A 17,683-nucleotide genomic window follows, 5' to 3' on the forward strand; every position below is an offset into this window, starting at 1 on the left:
GGAGGTCAAGGACTCCAGCCGCCGCCGGGTGGCCGGGCCGTAGACCCCCGGCGGGTCGCCACGGACGCCGTACTTCGCCTGGAAGCGCTGCACCGCGTCGGCGAGGTGCTGGTCGACCTCGCTGGGGCAGGGTCCACAGCCCCAGCTGCCCGAGGCGCCGCTGCAGATCGATGACGTGGGGGCCCGAGTCGTGCCGGCGCAGCGTCGGCTTCTCCTCGGGCGCCGTCGGCGGCGCGGGGGAGGGCGGCACGGTGCTCGGACTGCCGGATTGCTGTCCGGCGGCCGGTGCCGCGTCCGTACCGGCGGACGCGCCCGCGGCGGGCGCGGACGGAGCCGACGCGGACGGGGTGCGCACCGGGCTGTTCCCGGTCGTCGGCGTGGTGCGCCGGGGAGGGCTCGGGAGCGGGCCGGGGGACCGGGACGCCTCGGGCGACGTGCTCGGTTCGTCCTCCACATCGAGTACGTCGAGCCGGCTCGCGGGGGCCTGCGCCGTCGCCTCCCCGGTGTCCTGGCTCCGGGCGAAGGCGTACGTACCCGCGATGGCCGCGGAGCCGATCAGGGTGGCGAGGGCCGCGGTGACCCGCAGCGGCCGACGCTGCTTCGCGGGCCGGTGCGCCCGGTGACCCGCCGACCTGCTCATGACAACGGGCTGGCCGATGACGTCACCGCCGGACGGTGGGCCGCTCTCGTACGCGACCGGCGCTGCGACCCACGACACCGTGGCGGTGTCCATGGTGCTCGGTGCGCCCCCCGGCGCGGGTTCGTGCGGGGCGATGTACGGCCTGACCCAGTCGCGGTCGAACTGCGCCGGGGCGGCGGTCCGCCCGGCGCTCGCGTCGTGGTGCGCGATGGCGCAGGCGCAGCGCAAGGGGTCACCGCATCGGGGGCAGAAAGGGGTGCTCACCAAACTCCAGTCGGCTGTTCCGGGAAATGCAGAATGAGCCCTCGGCATGCCACGTCGCACCGCTCTTGAATTGCAGGGCCCTTATGTCGAGGGTGCCCCGATGGTCGTCCGCAGTGGGACGTGCGTGTGGTGAAGGAGGGAGTGAACGGTGAATCTACTGTGTGCGGAGCTCTTGAATCCAGCCCGGTCGGGGCCCAGTTGATAACGATCGGCTAAACGTCCGACCGGCGCCGCCCCGGGCCTCCCTCTGGAAGGACCCTCAGCGGCCGATGTCTTGAACTGTTCGAACTTCCGTCAATAGGACGGGCCCGCACCTGCCGTGTCAGCCTTGGGCGATCGGCCGGTGCCGCGGCCGATCGCGCAAGATCGTCAGTGTTGACTTCCTTGCGCGTGTGTCTGATTCTGTTCGGTGCAAGGGTGGTTGCGGCCGCCCTTGGCGAGGCGCGCCGACCGGGGGTTATCCCCGGCGGCGACCGCGCGCTATCCAGCCGACGGCGGGCGAAATCGAGACCGGACCTCTCTGTGCACGGAGAATTCCGGTGGCTCGCCCTGCCCGGATAAAACACGTCCGCATTTTCCAGGACGGTTTCTTGAATTCCCGCCGGAAAGAACTATCGACGGACATGTCGTGTCCTGAACAATAGGGCGACTTTCCCTCCCACCCAGGATGTCCCACGTGTCGACGAATCATCCCTCTGCTGTGGGTCGAATGACCGACCAGCAACTGTGTGACACCATCCGCACCGCGGACCCGGCCGCCCCGTCGGCCGAGACCGAGCTGCGCCGACGCCACGGCCCGAGGGTCTCCGCCTACGCGCGAACAATCTGCGGCGACCCGACAGCGGCCCGGCGCGCCGCGGACCGCGCGACGGAGCAGTTCCTCGACCTGCTGGCCGCCGCGACCGAAGCCCCGGACCAGCCCCCTCGCCTGGCCTTGCTGGCTCTGGTGTCCGCGTCCGCGTCCGCCGCACCGCCCGCGCCCGTCGGGGCGGGATCCGTTCCGCTGGACCCGGGGCTCCTGTCGTTCGTCCGCAAGGGGTTCATCACCCTGTCGCCGCGCACGCAGTCCGTCCTGTGGCATTCGGTGGTCGAACGGGAGCCGGACGAGCATGTCGCGACGATCACCGGTGATCGGCCCGAGTCCGTACCGGACCTGGCTCACCGGGCGTTGGCCGCGTGCCGTGACGCCTTCCTGAGGGTCCACCTGCAGGCGCGACCGACCCCGCACTGTCCCGCGTACGCACGCATGCTGGACGCCGCCGCGGGGCGCGCCGACGTGCGGGGGAACCCCGACCTGACGCGCCATGTCGAGGGGTGCCCCGGGTGCGCGGCCGCGCTGCGTGGCCTGGTCGCCCTCTGCGAGACCCCTGGCCCGCTGCTGGCCGGCTCCCTGCTGGGAACCGCCGGCCCGCTCTACCTCTCCGCGGCAACCCGCACGGATCAGGACGCCGACACCGAGGACACGCTGTCCCTCCCGGTCACGACAGGGACGGCGGTCGCGGGCGGGCCGGAGCAGACCGCCGGCGACCGGAAACCGTCCGTCTTTCTACGGAGGCCGGCCGGGCGGATCTCCCTGGGTGTCGCGGCGGTCCTGATCACGACGGCGGCCCTCGCCGTCGTCGTCCCGACGGCCTGGGGGCCCGAACCGCCCGCCACGGCCCAGGGGCAGCCACCGCGAGCACACGTAGAGGCGGGCGGCGCGGGGTCGCCGGCGCCGTCGGCGGGCAGGCCGCGACCTTCCACTTCCGCCTCGCCCACCCGTTCCCCCAGCGCGTCGCCGTCCGCGACGGGCCCGTCGCCCAGTAACGGGCCCACGCCCAGCCCCACGCCGACCACGGAGACCGCGACGGCCGATCCCGTTCAACCCTTCAGGGCCTCGTCGTTCGTTCCGGCCGTCAATTCCGCCACCGGTCTGTGCCTGGACGTCCGCGGCGGCACCTTCGCCAACGGCGTCGACGTGATCACGGCACACTGCCGTGCCGGAGCACCGGTCCAGCAGTGGCGCCTGGACGACAAGGGACTCCTTCGCAATGCCGCCAACCCGGGCTACTGCATGGACGCACGCGGTTCCGCAGGGGACGGCGTGGGCATCTGGTCGTGCTCGGCATTCGGCCGGCCCGAGGGGAACAACCTGGTCTTCTCCACCGATGCGACAGGACGCATCAAGCCGCGGATCGCACCGGGCTACGCCGTGACCTCCGGGAGCGGTGAGCCCGGAGCGCCCGTCACCTTCGGCCGCATGGGCCCGGCGGCCGAGCAGCGCTGGAACGAGCCCACCGGGCCGTCGACGCCGCGTCAGTAGTCAAACAGATTCGGACACGTTCCGATGGAAATCAACAGGCGGGATCCGTCCAGGTCCAGACCTGCGACGCCGTCATGCCGTGCGGCCTCCCGCCCTGCGCCCTTGCCGGGTTTCGCTCGGAGGTGCTGCTGGGGCGGTCCTGTTGCGCTGTGGCGTCCCTGGAGGTCACGGGGGTGCATCAATCCGAAACCCTCGGTTCACACTGTTGACTTATGGCGGAAACGGCGCTTTTCTCTGTTGCATCAAGTTTGAAAACGGCCGACTGTGGCGGATTCCCCCGTGAGGGATCCCCCGCCGGGAACTCGTCGGCCGAGGCCGGACACCCTCCCCGCGAGTCTCCAGGGACCTGCAGCCCCGGGCGGCTCTCTCGACGGCGGCCGGACCCCCACCCCATCGCACGTGCCCCACTGGTCGCCCGGTGCGACCCGTTCAAGCAAAGGGATCGACATGCTCACTCACCACCACCGCCGTCCGGTAGCGGCCGCGGCCCTGGGCCTGGCCACGATGCTCGTCCTGTCCTCGTGCTCCAGTGGTCAGGAGGCGACGGGCGCCGCCGCGGAGATCGCGAAGGTCGACGGGAAGATCTCCCTGACCTATCTGCAGAAGCAGGGCGACCAGGAGTACTTCATCGGCGAGGCCGCCGGCGCGAAGGCGAAGGCGAGCGAGCTCGGGATCGACCTGAAGGTGGTGAACCTGGGCAACGACGCCAACAAGACGGTGAGCGAGGCCCAGGCGGCCATTTCGCAGAAGAGCAACGGGCTGATCGTGGTCGTTCCCGACCCGGCCGTGGGCCCGCAGGTCGTACAGCTGGCGAAGACCGGCAAGGTGGCCCTCCTGACGTCGGACGACCAGATCTGCAGCACCGGCCCGGACCCCTCCGCCTGCGGCGCCGACGACCTGGTGCCCCGCATCGGGTTCAGCGGCCAGCAGATGGGCGGCGAGGTCGGCAAGCGGGCCGCCGAGGAGTTCAAGAAGGCCGGCTGGAACCCGGCGGAGACGCGGACGATATCGGCCTGGAAGCAGGACGTCACCGTGTGCACCGACCGTGTCAACGCGTCGAAGAAGGCGTTCGCGGAGGCCGCGGGCACGGCGGTGCAGAACATCGACGTGCCGACGGACAACTCGCCGACGGGCGCCCAGGACAAGATCGCCGCGACGATCACCGCCAACGCCTCCGTGAAGCACTGGGTGGTCTGGGGCTGCAACGACGAGAACGTCCAGGGCGGGGTCACCGCCCTGGAGAACGCCGGCTTCACGGCCGACAACGTGATCGGCGTCGGCCTCGGCGCCTACCTCGCCTGCAAGAACTGGAGCTCCGGCAAGCCGTCCGGGATGAAGGCCGCGCTGTTCATCAACGGCCGGGACGTCGGCGCCCTGGCGGTGCAGACGATCTACGACAAGCTCAAGAACGGCAAGGACTTCCCGAAGGAAGCCTTCGCCCCGACCAGGATGGTCGACGCCTCCAACTGGAAGGACGCGGGAGTCACCTGCGGCTGAGCCCGCGCCCGCGGCCGGGACGGGTACGGCCGCCGCACCGGCGGCCGTACCCGCCCCCGCCCAGAGCACCATCGCCGGCCGGCAGCGCCGCCGGCCCGAACGCCCCACGTAACCCCAGCTTGCGAGGCCCCCATGACCACAGCCGGTACAGAGCCACCCGCCCCCGTCCGGGATCCCGGCGAAGAGATCTCCGTCGAGAACATCACCAAACGGTTCGGTGCGGTACGGGCGCTCAGCGGCGTCACGCTCACCTTCCCCCGCGGCCGGGTGACCGCCCTCATGGGGGAGAACGGAGCGGGCAAGTCGACCCTGCTGAAGATCCTCACCGGCGACCACCAGCCCACCGAGGGGAGCATCCTCTGGGACGGGCGCCCGCGGACCCTGTCCTCACCGCACGACGCCCACGAGGCCGGGATCCGCATCATCCCCCAGGAACCCGAGATCATCCCGCACGTCTCGGTCGCCGAGAACGTGTACGCGGGGGCCCTGCCGCGCACCGCCCTGCGCCGCCTCGACCGGGCGGAGCTACGGCGCCGCATCACCGCGGACCTGACCCGGCTCGGATTCGAGAAGGTCATCCACCCCGATCAGCTGGGATCCGAACTCACCCCAGCGCAACGCCAGTTGGTGGAGATCCTGCGGGCGCTCACCGGTGAGGCAAAGGTCATCGCCTTCGACGAACCCACTTCCTCCCTCTCCGAGAACGAGGTCGAAGCGCTCTTCGGCCTGATCGACCGGCTCCGGGACCAGGGCATCGCCGTCATCTACGTATCCCACCGCATGAAGGAGATCTTCCGCCTCGCCGACCGCATCGCCGTACTGCGCGACGGCACGGTCGCCGGCGTGCTGGAGGCCCGCGACACCAACGAGGGGGAGGTCGTCCGCCTGATGGTGGGCCGTGACCTGTCCTCCCTGTTCGTGCGACAGGACGTCGCCCGTGACGAGGTGGTCCTGCAGCTGGAGGACGTCACCACGGACGACGTCAGCGGGATCGACCTCCAGGTCCGCGCCGGAGAGGTGGTCGCCCTGGCCGGGCTCATGGGGGCCGGGCGGTCCGAGCTGGCCCTCGCCCTCGCCGGCGACCGGCCCATCCGATCGGGCCGCGTGTGCCTGAACGGTCGCCCCCTGCGTCTGCGCAGCCCCCGGGACGCGATCCGCGCGAGCATCGGGCTCGCCCCCGAGGAGCGCAAGGCCCAGGCGCTGTTCCTCCACCGCTCCATCCGCGACAACACCTCCCTGGTCAGCCTGGACCGGCTGCGCCGCTGGCGCTTCGTCCAGAGCCGCCAGGAGAAGGCGGTGGCGCAGGACTTCTCCGACAGGCTGCGGGTGCGCACCCCCTCGATCGAGCACGAAGTGCGCAAACTGTCGGGCGGCAACCAGCAGAAGGTCGTGCTCGCCCGCTGGCTGCTGCGCAAGCCCAAGGTCCTGATCCTGGACGAGCCGACGCGCGGGATCGACATCGGTGCCAAGGCCGAGATCTACCGCATCATCGCCGACCTCGCCCGGGAGGGGGTCGCCCTGCTGGTGATCTCCTCCGAACTCCCCGAGGTCCTGGGCCTCGCCGACCGGATCGTCGTGATGCAGAACGGCCGCATCACCGGCGAACTGGGCCGGGCGGAAGCCACCGAGGAAGCCATCCTCAACCTCGCCATGGCGGACGACCTCGCCCCCGCCGCATCCGACCGACCGCTCACCGACTCCGCCGATGGAGACGCTCGATGACCACCACCCAGACGCCGGCCACCACCGAGACCCTCCCCGCTCCGGCGCGGAAGACCGCAGGGGCCCTGCTCACCTCGCTCGGCGGGCAGAACCTCAGCCTGATCGGCGCCCTCGTCCTCGTCCTGGCCCTGTTCGGGTTCCTCAACGACAACTACCTCAGCCTCGCCAACATCCAGGTCATCGGCGAGGCGGTGACGATCACGGGGCTGCTCGCCATCGTCCAGACGGTCGTGATCATCTGCGGCGGCCTCGACATATCCGTCGGCTCCCAGGCCGGCCTGGCGTCCGTCGTGAGCGCCATGGTCTTCACCTCCGGCGGGTCCAACCCCTACCTGGGGATGGCCGCCGCGATCGGGATCGGCATCCTCGTCGGCGTGGTCAACGGCGTCGCCATCGTCTACGGCCGGGTCAACCCCACCATCGCGACGCTCGCGGGCCTCGCCGCCTACAAGGGCGTGGCCCAGCTCGTCTCCGACGGCCGCGCGCAGGGCTACGTACTCAACGATCCCCTCTTCGTGTTCCTCGGGCGCGGGAAGATCGCCGGGGTGCCGGTAATGATCTGGATCCTGGTGATCGTGGCGCTGGCGGTGCACGTGATGCTGAAGTACACGGACATCGGCCGCAACATCTACGCGATCGGCGGCAACGACACCGCGGCGCGGCTGGCGGGCATCAACATCAACAAGTACCTGGTGGCCGTCTACGCACTCATCGGCGTGGTGGCGGCGGTCGCGGGCATCCTGCTCACCGCGCGGACCGGATCGGGGCAGCCCGTCTCGGGCAGCGAGGGCCTCGAACTCAAGGCCATCACGGCGGCGGCGCTGGGTGGCTGTGCGCTCAAGGGCGGCAAGGGCGGCATCGGCGGCACGCTGCTGGCCGTGGCGCTGCTCGGCGCGCTGGAGAACGGCCTGACCGTCCAGGGCATCAACACCTTCTGGCAGAACGTCGCCCAGGGCGCCCTCCTCGTCGCCGCCGTCGTCATCCAGCAGCGCCGAAGCGGCGAACGGGCCGTCGGACTGCCGCACTGACACGGCGAACGCGACGTACGCGACGGTGGCGCGGTCGGTCGACGAGGCCCGCCCCGCAAGGGACGGGCCTCGCCCGGCGAATGGGTCCACCGGCCTGAAACACGATCAATCACACAGAGGCCGTCGGGAATCGGGGAGAAGCATTTCGGGATGCGCCGCCGATAATTGCACGCAGGGGCAAAGGAGTGGGACGGTCACGAGGGATGGTCAATTGGATACGCATCCCGGCAAATCCGCCCTTCGGTGCGAAGGTTCGGCAGGACCGGGTGCTGCGAACCCCTTGCCCGCCGTTATTGGATGCAGTGTACAATTGATCTCTGTCTGGAATTCGCTAGAGATCATTGGGTGGGACTGTGACGGAGTCGGCACCGCTGGCGGCCCAGCGGCGGGAAGTCATCCTCGAGATCGTGCGCCGCAAGGGAGCGGTGCGCGTCGCCGCGCTCGTGGAGCAGCTCGGGGTGTCCGACATGACCATCCGCCGCGACCTGGACGTGCTCGCGAGGACCGGGTCGGTCGAGAAGGTGCACGGCGGCGCGGTGAGTACCTCGGGCACCACGGGCGACGAGCCGGGCTTCGAGACCAAGTCCACGCTCGAGTCCGCGGCCAAGGCGGCGATCGCCGAAGCGGCCGCCCAACTGGTCCAGCCCGGAAGCGTCGTGGCGATCTCGGGTGGGACGACGACGTACGCCGTCGCCCACCGGCTGCGCGACATCCCCAACCTGACCGTGGTGACCAACTCCCTGCCCGTCGCGGAGCTGCTGCGGTCGTTCGGGACGGAGGACGGGGCCGCGGCCCCGACCCTGCTGGTCACGGGCGGGGCCCCCACCAAGTCCGCTTCTCTGGTCGGGCCCTTGGCGGACCAGGCGATCCGCTCCCTGCAGGTCGACCTGCTCATCGTCGGCGCGCACGGCGTCTCCGAGCGGGCCGGGGTGACCACCCCGAACCTCGCGGAGGCGGAGACCAACCGCACCCTGATCTCCGCCGCGACACGGCTGGCCGTGGTGGCCGACCACAGCAAGTGGGGCGTCGTCGGGCTGAGCCGGTTCGCCGGCCTGTCCGAGATCGACTACTTCGTGTCCGACGACGGGCTCACCGAGCAGGCGCGCACCGTCCTCGGCGAACAGGTCGGCCGGCTGATCCTGGCGGAGACCCAGCGGGCCTGAGGGGCCCCGACCGCTCCGTCCAACGGCTCCCGGCGCCCCGAAAAACGTTACGGGCCAAAGTGGTATTTCTGCGTTCATCGTGGCGGGTGAGAAGCCGGACCGAAATACATTGCGCTGCACCCCACTCGGAGCCTCGGGCGGCGGCGCAAGGCATTTCCCCGCACCTCTTGGCCGCATATACGGCGTGGCGTTATGGTCCGCCGTACGGGCGCGCAGCAGGAAAGCGGGGAAGTGCGACGGTGTCGGAACAAGGACGGCTCGTGGCCGGCCGCTACCGGTTGGTGCAGCGAGTCGGCCGCGGCGGCATGGGAACCGTCTGGCGTGCCGAGGACGAGCTCCGTGCGCTCCCGACGGCCGAGGCAGCCCGGATCCTCCTCACCGACTGCGGCATCGCCGGCGTGAGCAGCACCGAGACGCTCACCAGGACCGGCGAACTGGTCGGCTCCCTCGCCAACCTCGCTCCGGACCGCCTGCGCGGTGGCGACGCCGGGGCCGCCGGTGACCTCTGGTGCCTCGGCGTCACGCTGTACCGAGCTGTCGAGGGCCGTCATCCCTTCGACCGGGGAGCGCCGATCGAGACGGCGTACGCCGTCGCCGCCCCCCCCGCCCGGCGCGCACGCCGGGGCCTGCGGTGGTCCGGCGCGGCGGCCCTGGCCGCGGCATGTGCCGTGACCGCGGCGCTGCTCTGGCCCGCGCGCTCTTCGGCGTCGGGTCCGCTTCCCCTCCGGGCGGTCGTGGAAGCACGGCAGCGCCGTCCCCGCCCGACGGCTACCGCTTCCAGGACGGGGGCGGGGTCACCCTGCCGGTGCCTGCCGGCTGGAGCCGCGACGAGCCGGCGGGAGGAGAAATCGCCTTCGTCGATCGGTCGGGCCTCCTCGGGCCGCGCGTCAGGGCCGACGCCTTCGCGGGCGCCGACGCGCTGGAACACTGGCGTACCACGGAGGAGGAGCAGACGCGCCGTGACAACCCGCGCTACGAGCGCGTGCGGATGACGGCGAGCACCGTCCACGGCAGGCCGGCACTGCCGTCGAAGGGCTCAGGCTGCCCGGTTGAGCCGACAACCAACCCTGGATTTACCGTAGTTGCTGGTCCGTCCGGCTCCCTGCCCAGCAGGTCGCGACACTTTCGGCCGGCGGGCGAGCGCCTGTGAGCGCCGTACCGGAAGGCCGACCCGCGCACCGACGCTGCGCGTGAGGGCGCCGAGCCCGTCCTGCCGTACCGGTCCCTGTGGACCGATCGTCATCACCTCCTCCTACAAGGACACATGTACATGCCCCTCGCCATACCGCTGTCGCCCACCGGTCGACCGGTCCGCCTCGTCGCCGCCTGCACCGGCGCCCTGCTGGTCGCCGGTCTGGCCGCCGCCTCCCCGGCAGCCGCCGCCAACTCCGTGTCCTACGACTTCGAGTCCCCCTCCCAGAAGTTGCCGTTCATGGCGATCAACGGCTTCGGCCGTGTCCTCGTCGGGCCCGCGCCGGGAGGGAGGTCGGGGCAGGCGGCGCGGGTGAACATCCCCAACGACGGACGTTCGTTCAAGTCCGAACTGGTCATCAAGGGCCTGGACGCGGGCAGTCATCGGTTCGACTTCGCCAACTACCTGCCCAGCGACTGGCAGGAGCGGGACCTCGACACCATCGTCGCCCAGTGGTTCAGCACGCAGGACGACGGCGAGGGCATCAAGCCCGTCGTCGCACTCTCGGTCCACGGTGCCAACTGGCAGCTGAAGGTCCACTGGATGACCAACGGTGAGATACAGGAGGCCCTCATCCCGCTGGGCGCCGCGCGTCCGGGGCGCTGGAACCGATGGACCTTCGACATCACCTGGTCCTCCGCGGGCAGGCCCGGTTCGATCCGCGTCACGCGGGACGGCGTCACCGTCGGCTCGCACCAGGGCGCCAACAACTACCACCGCGGCGAACCGCCGCACTTCAGGATCGGCGCCTACCGCCCCAACTGGCGTCCCGAGAAGGGGTCGTCGAAGCGGGTCGGAGCATCCGAAGCGGTCCTCTTCATCGACGACATCGCCATCACCAGCACGACCGCCGACTCCCGACCGGACGCACCTGCGACCACCCCGGGGGGTGCTTCCTCCCCTTCGCAGTCCCCGACGGCGCCGACCGGCCCCACCCCGACGGGCTCGCCCTCCACCTCCTCGTCCGCCTCGGCCGGCGAAGTGCCGGCCGGCGGTGACACCGTTCCCGGTGAGGCCGTACACGAGGCGCGGACCGACGCGACCGCGCACGGGAGCGCCGGTAGGATCGGCGTGGTCGGGGGCGCCGTGGCAGCCCTGGCAGGAGCCGCTTTCGTCCTGATGCGACGGCGTACCGCCAAGGGCTCGCCCCGCAGCGCACACCGCCGGGCGCGCACCTGACGAGTCCAAACGTTGACTTTATTTGTTTTCTGTTTAATCTTGTCGATGTATGGCTCGCGACAGCGCCGTACCGTACTCCGAGAGACGGGCACGTTTCCGTGAAGAGAACCTCGACGAAGCTCGCGGACGGCCGCGAGCTGATCTACTTCGACCTCGACGAGAGCGCAGAGCGCGACACGGTCGACCGGCGAGCGCTGGAGCCCGTCGACAGCCACCCGGAGCTGCGCCTGGATCCGGCCACCGGTGACTGGGTCACGATCGCCTCGCACCGGCAGGGGCGCGTCCACCATCCGCCGACCGAAGCGTGCCCCCTGTGCCCCTCGGGGAACGGGCGCCACAGCGAGATTCCGGCGGCGGACTACGAGGTGGCCGTGTTCGAGAACCGCTTCCCCTCGCTGGCGGGGCGCTTCGGACGCTGCGAAGTCGTGTGCTTCACCCCGGAGCACGGTGCCAGCTTCGCCGATCTGACCGAGGACCGCGCCCGGCTCGTACTCGACGCCTGGACGGACCGCACCGAGCGGCTCTCGTCCTTCGCCGGCATCGAGCAGGTGTACTGCTTCGAGAACCGCGGCGCGGAGATCGGCGTCACCCTCGCGCACCCGCACGGCCAGATCTACGCCTTTCCGCTCGTCCCGCCGCGGACCGCCAAGATGATCGCCGTCGCCGACACCCACCGGGCCGTCACCGGCGGAAACCTCTTCGAGGACCTGCTCGCCGAGGCCCGGGCCGCCACCTCGCGCGTGGTGCTGGCGGGGGAGCACTGGACGGCGTTCGTCCCCTATGCCGCCCGCTGGCCGTACGAGGTGCACCTCTACCCCCATCGCCGCGTCCCCGATCTCACCCACCTCACGGAGGCCGAGCGCGCCGAGTTCCCCGGGATGTACCTGGAGCTGCTGCGCAGGTTCGACCGACTGTTCCGGCAGGAAGGGGAGCCGGCTCGGACCGCCCCCACCCCCTACATCTCCGCCTGGCACCAGGCGCCGAAGACCGGCGGCCGGGAACTGGCACTGCACCTGGAGCTGTTCACCGTGCGCAGATCGGCGGGCAAGCTCAAGTTCCTGGCCGGGGTGGAATCCGGCATGGACTCCTTCGTCAACGACATCGCCCCGGAGGACGCGGCCCGGCGGCTCCGCGAGGTCGCGTCATGAGCCGGTACCTCGTCACCGGGGGAGCCGGCTACATCGGCAGCGTGGTCGTGGCCCACCTCCTCGAAGCCGGCCACCGCGTGACGGTGCTCGACGACCTGTCGACCGGTACGCCCCAAGCCGTACCCGCGGGCGCCGAGTTCGTCCGGGGCGGTCTCGGGCACGCCGCCGCCCTCCTGTCCGCCGACCACGCCGCCGTCCTGCACTTCGCCGCCTCCTCGCAGGTGGCCGAGTCCGTACGCGATCCGGACAAGTACTGGCGCAACAACGTCACCGGCTCGCTGGAGCTGATGGCCGCCATGCGGCACGCGGACGTGCGCACCCTGGTGTTCTCCTCCACCGCTGCCGTCTATGGCGAACCCGACCGGCTGCCGATCACCGACGACGCCCGCACCGCACCCACCAGCCCCTACGGCGCGACCAAACTGGCCGTCGACCACCTGATCACCGGCGAGGCCGCCGCCCACGGCCTGGCCGCCGTCTCCTTGCGGTACTTCAACGTCGCGGGCGCCCACGCGGGCCACGGCGAGCGCCACGAACCCGAGTCGCACCTCATCCCGCTCGTCCTCCAAGTCGCCCTGGGACGCCGCCCGCACATCGACGTCCACGGCGACGACTACCCCACGCGCGACGGCACCTGCGTACGCGACTACATCCACGTCGCCGACCTCGCCGAGGCCCACCTGCTGGCCCTCGCGGCAGCCCGCCCCGGCGAGCACCTGATCTGCAACCTGGGCAACGGCGAGGGCTTCACGGTCCGGGAGGTGATCGACTCCGTACGACGGGTCACCGGCCGGACGATCCCGGAGGTCGTCCGCCCCCGCCGCCCCGGCGACCCCGCGGTACTGGTCGCCTCCGCGGCCCGCGCGCGCGAGCGCCTGGGCTGGCGGCCCCGCCACACCGACCTGGACTCCATCGTGGCCGACGCCTGGACCTTCGCACGTGAGGTGACCGCATGAAGGAGGCCTTCCGGCGCATCTACGGCGCCTACCCGGAAGGGGTCTGGGCCGCGCCCGGCCGGGTCAACCTGATCGGCGAGCACACCGACTACAACGACGGCCTCGCCCTGCCCATCGCCATCCCCCAGCACACCCTCGTCGCGGCCCGCAGGCGCCAGGACGGCCGGTTGCGGCTGCACAGCGCCCAGGGGGACGGCCCGGTCATCGACCTCCACGTCGACCGGCTCACCCCCGGCGCCGTCACCACATGGGGCGCCTACCCGGCGGGGGTCGTCTGGGCGCTGCGCGAAGCCGGACACCGGCCCGGGGGCGCCGACCTCCACATCGACAGCACGGTGCCCACCGGCGCCGGCCTCTCGTCCTCCGCCGCCCTCGAGTGCGCGGTCGCCTTCGCCTACAACGACCTCTACGGGCTGAAGCTGAGCGCACCCGCCCTCGCACTGATCGGCCAGCGTGCGGAGAACGGCTTCGCCGGAGTGCCGTGCGGGGCCATGGACCAGTTGGCTTCCGCCTGTTGCACCGCCGGTTCGGCCCTGCACCTGGACATCCGCGCCGGCGCCCACGAGCAGGTCCCGTTCGCCCCGGAGGCCCAGGGGATGAGCCTGCTGGTCGTCGACACCCGGGTGAAGCACGACCTCGGCGACGGCGCGTACGCGGCCCTGCGGGCCGGGTGCGAGCAGGCCGCCCGGCTGCTCGGGCTGGCGGCACTGCGCGACCTCACTCCCGCGGACCTGCCCGGGGCGGCCGGAGCGCTCCCCGACGGCCTGGTGCCCCTGGTCCGGCACGTGGTGACGGAGAACGCGCGGGTCACCGACGCCGTCGCCCGCCTTCGGGCCGGGCACCTGGCGGCGTTGGGGCCGATCCTCACGGGCGGCCACGCATCGCTGCGCGACGACTTCCGGATCTCCTGCCCGGAGAGCGACCTCGTCGTGGACACCGCCCTGGCGTACGGAGCCCTCGGCGCGCGCATGACCGGTGGCGGTTTCGGAGGGTCCGTCATCGTGCTGGCGGAGGAGGACCGGGTGGAAGCGATCGGCGCCGCGGTCACCACCGCGTTCCGTGCGGCCGGGTACCAGGCTCCGCACCTGTTCCCGGTCTCCCCGGCCGCCGGCGCCCGGCGCATTGCGTAAGAACACGGTGAGGCCAAGCCCTGCGACGTAGACTGTTCGTTCGTGAGGAATGCCGTGCGAATGCGGCGGCGTACACGGACGACGCGCAGAGGACCGGGGACGAGATCGTGACCGAGACAGCACGCCTTGCACCGCAGCGGCGGGCTCTCATCCTCGACATCGTGCGCCGCGAGGGCGCCGTGCGGGTGGCCGATCTCGTGGAACAGCTGGGCGTCTCCGACATGACGATTCGTCGTGACCTCGACGTGCTCGCCCGCACCGGTTCCCTGTCGAAGGTGCACGGGGGCGCGATCAGCGCCTGCGTCACCACAGGAGACGAACCCCCCTTCGAAACGAAGGCCGGTCTGGAGTCGCGGGCCAAGTCTGCGGTGGCCGAGGCAGCCTCCGCCCTCGTGAAACCGGGCAGCGTCGTGGCCATCTCCGGCGGAACGACGTCCTACGCGGTGGCGGCCCGACTCCGGGACGTCGCGGGTCTGACGGTGGTGACCAACTCCCTGCCGGTCGCCCAACTGCTGCGGCCCACCGGGGCCGAGGCCGGCCCCGCGGGTCCCACGCTGCTCCTGACCGGCGGCACTCCCACCAAGTCGGCCTCGCTCGTCGGACCACTCGCCGACCAGGCGATCCGCTCCCTCCAGGTGGACCTGCTCATCATCGGGGCGCACGGCGTCTCCGAACGCGCCGGCGCGACGACTCCGAACCTCGCGGAAGCCGAGACCAACCGGGCACTGATCGACTGCGCCACTCAGGTGGCCGTGGTCGCGGACCACACCAAATGGGGCGTCGTCGGTCTCAGCCGGTTCATCGCCCTCCCGGAGATCGACTACTTCGTCTCCGACGACGGCCTCGACCCCGAGGCGTGCTCCGTCCTGAGGGATTCGGTGGGAGAACTGCTCCTGGGCACCACCCAGTCCTGAAGGCCGGCACCGACAAGGTCTCAGGCGGGATCGAGGGCCTGGATCTCGTCGAGGTGGTTCTCGACCCAGTTCCGCAGCTGCCCCAAGGGCTCCGCCACGCTGTGGCCGAGCGCCGTGAGCGCATACTCCACGTGCGGCGGCACCGCCGGGTACACGGTCCGGTCGACGAACCCCTTCTCCTCCAAGCGGCGCAGCGTGCCGGTCAGGACCTTCGGACTGACGCCCTGGAGGCGGCGGAGCAGGGCGCCGAAGCGCTGCGGCCCGTCCTCCATGGCGCCGATGGCCAGCGCGGACCACTTGTTGGCCAGCAGGTCGAGCACCCCGCGACACGGGCACTGCGCCGCGTAGACGTCGTGCTGGTCGTGCCGCTCCGACGTGCAGCCCATGACCATGGCTTCCACTCCCTGTCCGGTGCGTCGTCCACCTCGATACTTCCCCATGGGAAGTAGCCTCCCTTGCAGGTTACTACGTCCCCGGGGGTAGCGTCCGGAACGGGCCTGCGGCCCTCCCCGGCCCACCCGGAGACGAAGACCACCGTGAGAGAAGGCGGGATGAACGAGATGTCGAACGAGATGCCGAACGGGACGATGCAGGCGGTCGCCTACCGCGCGAGCCTGCCGGTCGAGGACGACGCGAGCCTGGTGGACGTCGAACTGCCCGTGCCCCGGCCCGGCCCGCACGACCTCCTCGTCCGGGTCGAGGCCGTCGCGGTCAACCCGGTCGACTACAAGGTGCGCCGCAACGACGACCCGGGCGGCCGCCCCAAGGTGCTCGGCTGGGACGCGGCCGGCACCGTCGTCGCGGTCGGCGACCGGGTCGAGCTGTTCGCGGTCGGCGACGAGGTCTACTACGCCGGCGCGATCGACCGCCCCGGCACCAACGCCCAGTTCCACGTCGTCGACGAGAGCATCGTCGGACCCAAGCCGGCCACCCTCTCCTTCACCGACGCCGCAGCCCTGCCGCTGACCTCCCTCACCGCCTGGGAGGGCCTCTTCGAACGGCTCGGCCTGCGCGAGTCGGAAGCCGGACGGGAGAGCGGCACCATGCTGGTGACGGCGGCCGCCGGCGGCGTCGGGGCCATGGTGGCGCAACTGGCGCGGGCCCTCACCGACCTGACGGTGATCGGCACCGCCTCGCGGCCGGAGAGCGCCGAGTTCGCACGCAGGATGGGCGTCACGCACGTCGTCGACCACCACCGCCCGCTGCCGCAGCAAGTGGCCGAGGTCGCACCCGGCGGCCTGGACCACGTCTTCAGCACGGCCGGCACCGACCGCAACCTCGCCGCCTACGCCGACATGCTGCGGCCCTTCGGCGGGATCGTCGCCATCGACGACTTCGGGCCCGTGGAGATCGGGCTGCTGAAGTCCAAGAGCCTCTCCTTCCACTGGGAGCTGATGTTCACCCGCTCGCTGTACCGCACCCCGGACCGGGCTCGACAGCACGACATCCTCACCCGCGTCGCCGGGCTCGTCGACCGCGGCGCCCTCGCGACGACCGCCACCACGGACCTCGGCACGGTCAACGCGGCCCATCTGCGCGAAGCCCACCGGATCCTGGAATCCGGCAGCGCCATCGGCAAGATCACCCTCACCGGCTTCTGAGCCGGTGACCAGACCCCACCCATCGCGCCGCCCCGGCGCAGTCCGACCCGAGGAGAAGGCCATGTCCCCCCGTTCCCACCCGCTCGTCGCCCTCGCCCGCGTGCGCGCGCAGCCGGCGCGCCGCCGAGCGTTGCAGGACGCCCTGGCCGCACTGGTCGAACCGTCGCGCGCCGAGGACGGATGCTACGACTACACGCCGTTCGAACTGCTGGAGGAGCCCGGCACCTTCTACGTACGCGAGACCTGGGCCGACCAGGAAGCCCTCGACTTCCACCTGGCCACGCCCCACTTCCAGGCCTTCGCAGCCCGCTTCGCAGAGCTCCTGGCGGAGCCGATCAGGCTGATTCCGCTGCGCGAGGTCCCGCTCGCCGCCACGGCCGAACCGGCCTGACGGCCGCCTGCCCGCCCGACGGCCGCCTGCCCGCCTGCCCGCCCGTCACGGGCGGGCTCCCGCAACACCTGCCAGCCGAGGAGACCTCATGCCTCGCATCGCCCGCCTCACCACAACCGCTCCGAGCTCCCGCAAGCTCACCCCGTGCGCACACCGCTACGAGCTCCCGGCGGACCTCAAGGCCCCACGCCTGCTGCGTACCTGGATCACGGCCCGGCTCGCCGGATGGCACCTGCACGGGCCGGGTGACGACCTCCTCCTGATCGCGACCGAGCTGGCCACCAACGCCGTCCGCCACGGCGGCACCCCGGCCCGGATCACCCTGGCGCTGCGCTGTCCCGACACCGGCCAACGGGTGGTGCGGCTGGAAGTCGAGGACTCAGGACCGGGTTTCGACCCCCGCGCCCGCACGCACTCGGTCCGCGCCGAGAGCTGTACGGGCCGCGGCCTGCTGCTGGTGGATACGCTGAGCAGCGCCTGGGGCGTCCGGCCGACGGCCGCCGGCCAGCTGGTCTGGGCGGAGCTGCCGACCTGACCGTCCGCGGCAGGGACTTGC

15 protein-coding genes and 1 pseudogene are annotated in these 17,683 nt (G+C 71.4%); 15 read left to right on the top strand and 1 reads right to left on the bottom strand.

Features of this window, described 5'->3' with window-relative positions; all coding sequences use genetic code 11:
- Nucleotides 1-170: 170 nt before the first annotated feature.
- From AB0D29_RS10070 to AB0D29_RS10125, 12 genes and pseudogenes are all read left to right on the top strand, one after another.
- Entirely contained in the window at nucleotides 171-623 is a 453-nt protein-coding gene (locus AB0D29_RS10070) for a hypothetical protein (protein ID WP_362853054.1), read from the top strand.
- A 990-nt stretch (nucleotides 624-1,613) separates the two neighbouring features.
- Nucleotides 1,614-3,206, top strand: a complete 1,593-nt coding sequence (locus tag AB0D29_RS10075) for a ricin-type beta-trefoil lectin domain protein (protein WP_362853055.1) — start codon at nucleotides 1,614-1,616, stop codon at nucleotides 3,204-3,206.
- Nucleotides 3,207-3,653: 447 nt separating this feature from the next.
- On the top strand, nucleotides 3,654-4,703 hold the full coding sequence (locus tag AB0D29_RS10080) for a substrate-binding domain-containing protein (protein ID WP_362853056.1): 1,050 nt from the start codon (nucleotides 3,654-3,656) through the stop codon (nucleotides 4,701-4,703).
- Between the two features lie 132 nt (nucleotides 4,704-4,835).
- On the top strand, nucleotides 4,836-6,425 hold the full coding sequence (locus AB0D29_RS10085) for a sugar ABC transporter ATP-binding protein (protein ID WP_362853057.1): 1,590 nt from the start codon (nucleotides 4,836-4,838) through the stop codon (nucleotides 6,423-6,425).
- The gene (locus AB0D29_RS10090; protein ID WP_362853058.1) at nucleotides 6,422-7,453 is read left to right on the top strand and encodes an ABC transporter permease; all 1,032 of its coding nucleotides are present in this window, start codon (nucleotides 6,422-6,424) and stop codon (nucleotides 7,451-7,453) included. Before AB0D29_RS10085 ends, AB0D29_RS10090 begins: the two co-directional genes overlap by 4 nt.
- A 353-nt stretch (nucleotides 7,454-7,806) precedes the next feature.
- Nucleotides 7,807-8,616, top strand: coding sequence for a DeoR/GlpR family DNA-binding transcription regulator (locus tag AB0D29_RS10095; protein ID WP_362853059.1), 810 nt, complete (start codon nucleotides 7,807-7,809; stop codon nucleotides 8,614-8,616).
- Nucleotides 8,617-8,855: 239 nt separating this feature from the next.
- Nucleotides 8,856-9,209: pseudogene (locus tag AB0D29_RS10100) on the top strand (hypothetical protein); the annotation flags it as partial.
- Nucleotides 9,210-9,886: 677 nt separating this feature from the next.
- A complete protein-coding gene (locus AB0D29_RS10105) occupies nucleotides 9,887-10,987 on the top strand; it encodes a heparin lyase I family protein (protein ID WP_362853060.1) in 1,101 nt (366 codons plus the stop codon).
- A gap of 98 nt (nucleotides 10,988-11,085) precedes the next feature.
- Nucleotides 11,086-12,135: a galactose-1-phosphate uridylyltransferase gene (gene galT, locus AB0D29_RS10110; protein WP_362853061.1), complete on the top strand. Its 1,050-nt coding sequence runs from the start codon at nucleotides 11,086-11,088 to the stop codon at nucleotides 12,133-12,135.
- Nucleotides 12,132-13,091, top strand: a complete 960-nt coding sequence (gene galE / locus AB0D29_RS10115) for a UDP-glucose 4-epimerase GalE (protein WP_362853062.1) — start codon at nucleotides 12,132-12,134, stop codon at nucleotides 13,089-13,091. Before galT ends, galE begins: the two co-directional genes overlap by 4 nt.
- Complete coding sequence (gene galK / locus AB0D29_RS10120) at nucleotides 13,088-14,221, top strand: galactokinase (RefSeq protein ID WP_362853063.1); 1,134 nt, start codon at nucleotides 13,088-13,090, stop codon at nucleotides 14,219-14,221. Before galE ends, galK begins: the two co-directional genes overlap by 4 nt.
- Nucleotides 14,222-14,328: 107 nt before the next feature.
- Entirely contained in the window at nucleotides 14,329-15,135 is an 807-nt protein-coding gene (locus AB0D29_RS10125; protein ID WP_362853064.1) for a DeoR/GlpR family DNA-binding transcription regulator, read from the top strand.
- 20 nt (nucleotides 15,136-15,155) lie between these two features.
- On the opposite strand, the gene AB0D29_RS10130 is transcribed toward AB0D29_RS10125, so the two are convergent.
- The gene (locus tag AB0D29_RS10130; RefSeq protein ID WP_362853065.1) at nucleotides 15,156-15,575 is read right to left on the bottom strand and encodes a helix-turn-helix domain-containing protein; all 420 of its coding nucleotides are present in this window, start codon (nucleotides 15,573-15,575) and stop codon (nucleotides 15,156-15,158) included.
- 147 nt (nucleotides 15,576-15,722) lie between these two features.
- Here AB0D29_RS10130 and AB0D29_RS10135 point away from each other — a divergent pair, with 147 nt between their 5' ends.
- From AB0D29_RS10135 to AB0D29_RS10145, 3 genes are all read left to right on the top strand, one after another.
- Nucleotides 15,723-16,736, top strand: coding sequence for a zinc-binding alcohol dehydrogenase family protein (locus AB0D29_RS10135; RefSeq protein ID WP_362853127.1), 1,014 nt, complete (start codon nucleotides 15,723-15,725; stop codon nucleotides 16,734-16,736).
- 61 nt (nucleotides 16,737-16,797) lie between these two features.
- Nucleotides 16,798-17,127 carry a putative quinol monooxygenase gene (locus tag AB0D29_RS10140; protein ID WP_362853066.1) on the top strand — a complete coding sequence of 110 codons (330 nt, stop codon included), beginning with the start codon at nucleotides 16,798-16,800 and terminating at the stop codon, nucleotides 17,125-17,127.
- Between the two features lie 88 nt (nucleotides 17,128-17,215).
- Nucleotides 17,216-17,662 carry an ATP-binding protein gene (locus tag AB0D29_RS10145; RefSeq protein WP_362853067.1) on the top strand — a complete coding sequence of 149 codons (447 nt, stop codon included), beginning with the start codon at nucleotides 17,216-17,218 and terminating at the stop codon, nucleotides 17,660-17,662.
- Nucleotides 17,663-17,683: the final 21 nt, after the last annotated feature.

The organism is Streptomyces sp. NPDC048424, from assembly GCF_040651555.1.
Classification (GTDB): Bacteria; Actinomycetota; Actinomycetes; order Streptomycetales; family Streptomycetaceae; genus Streptomyces.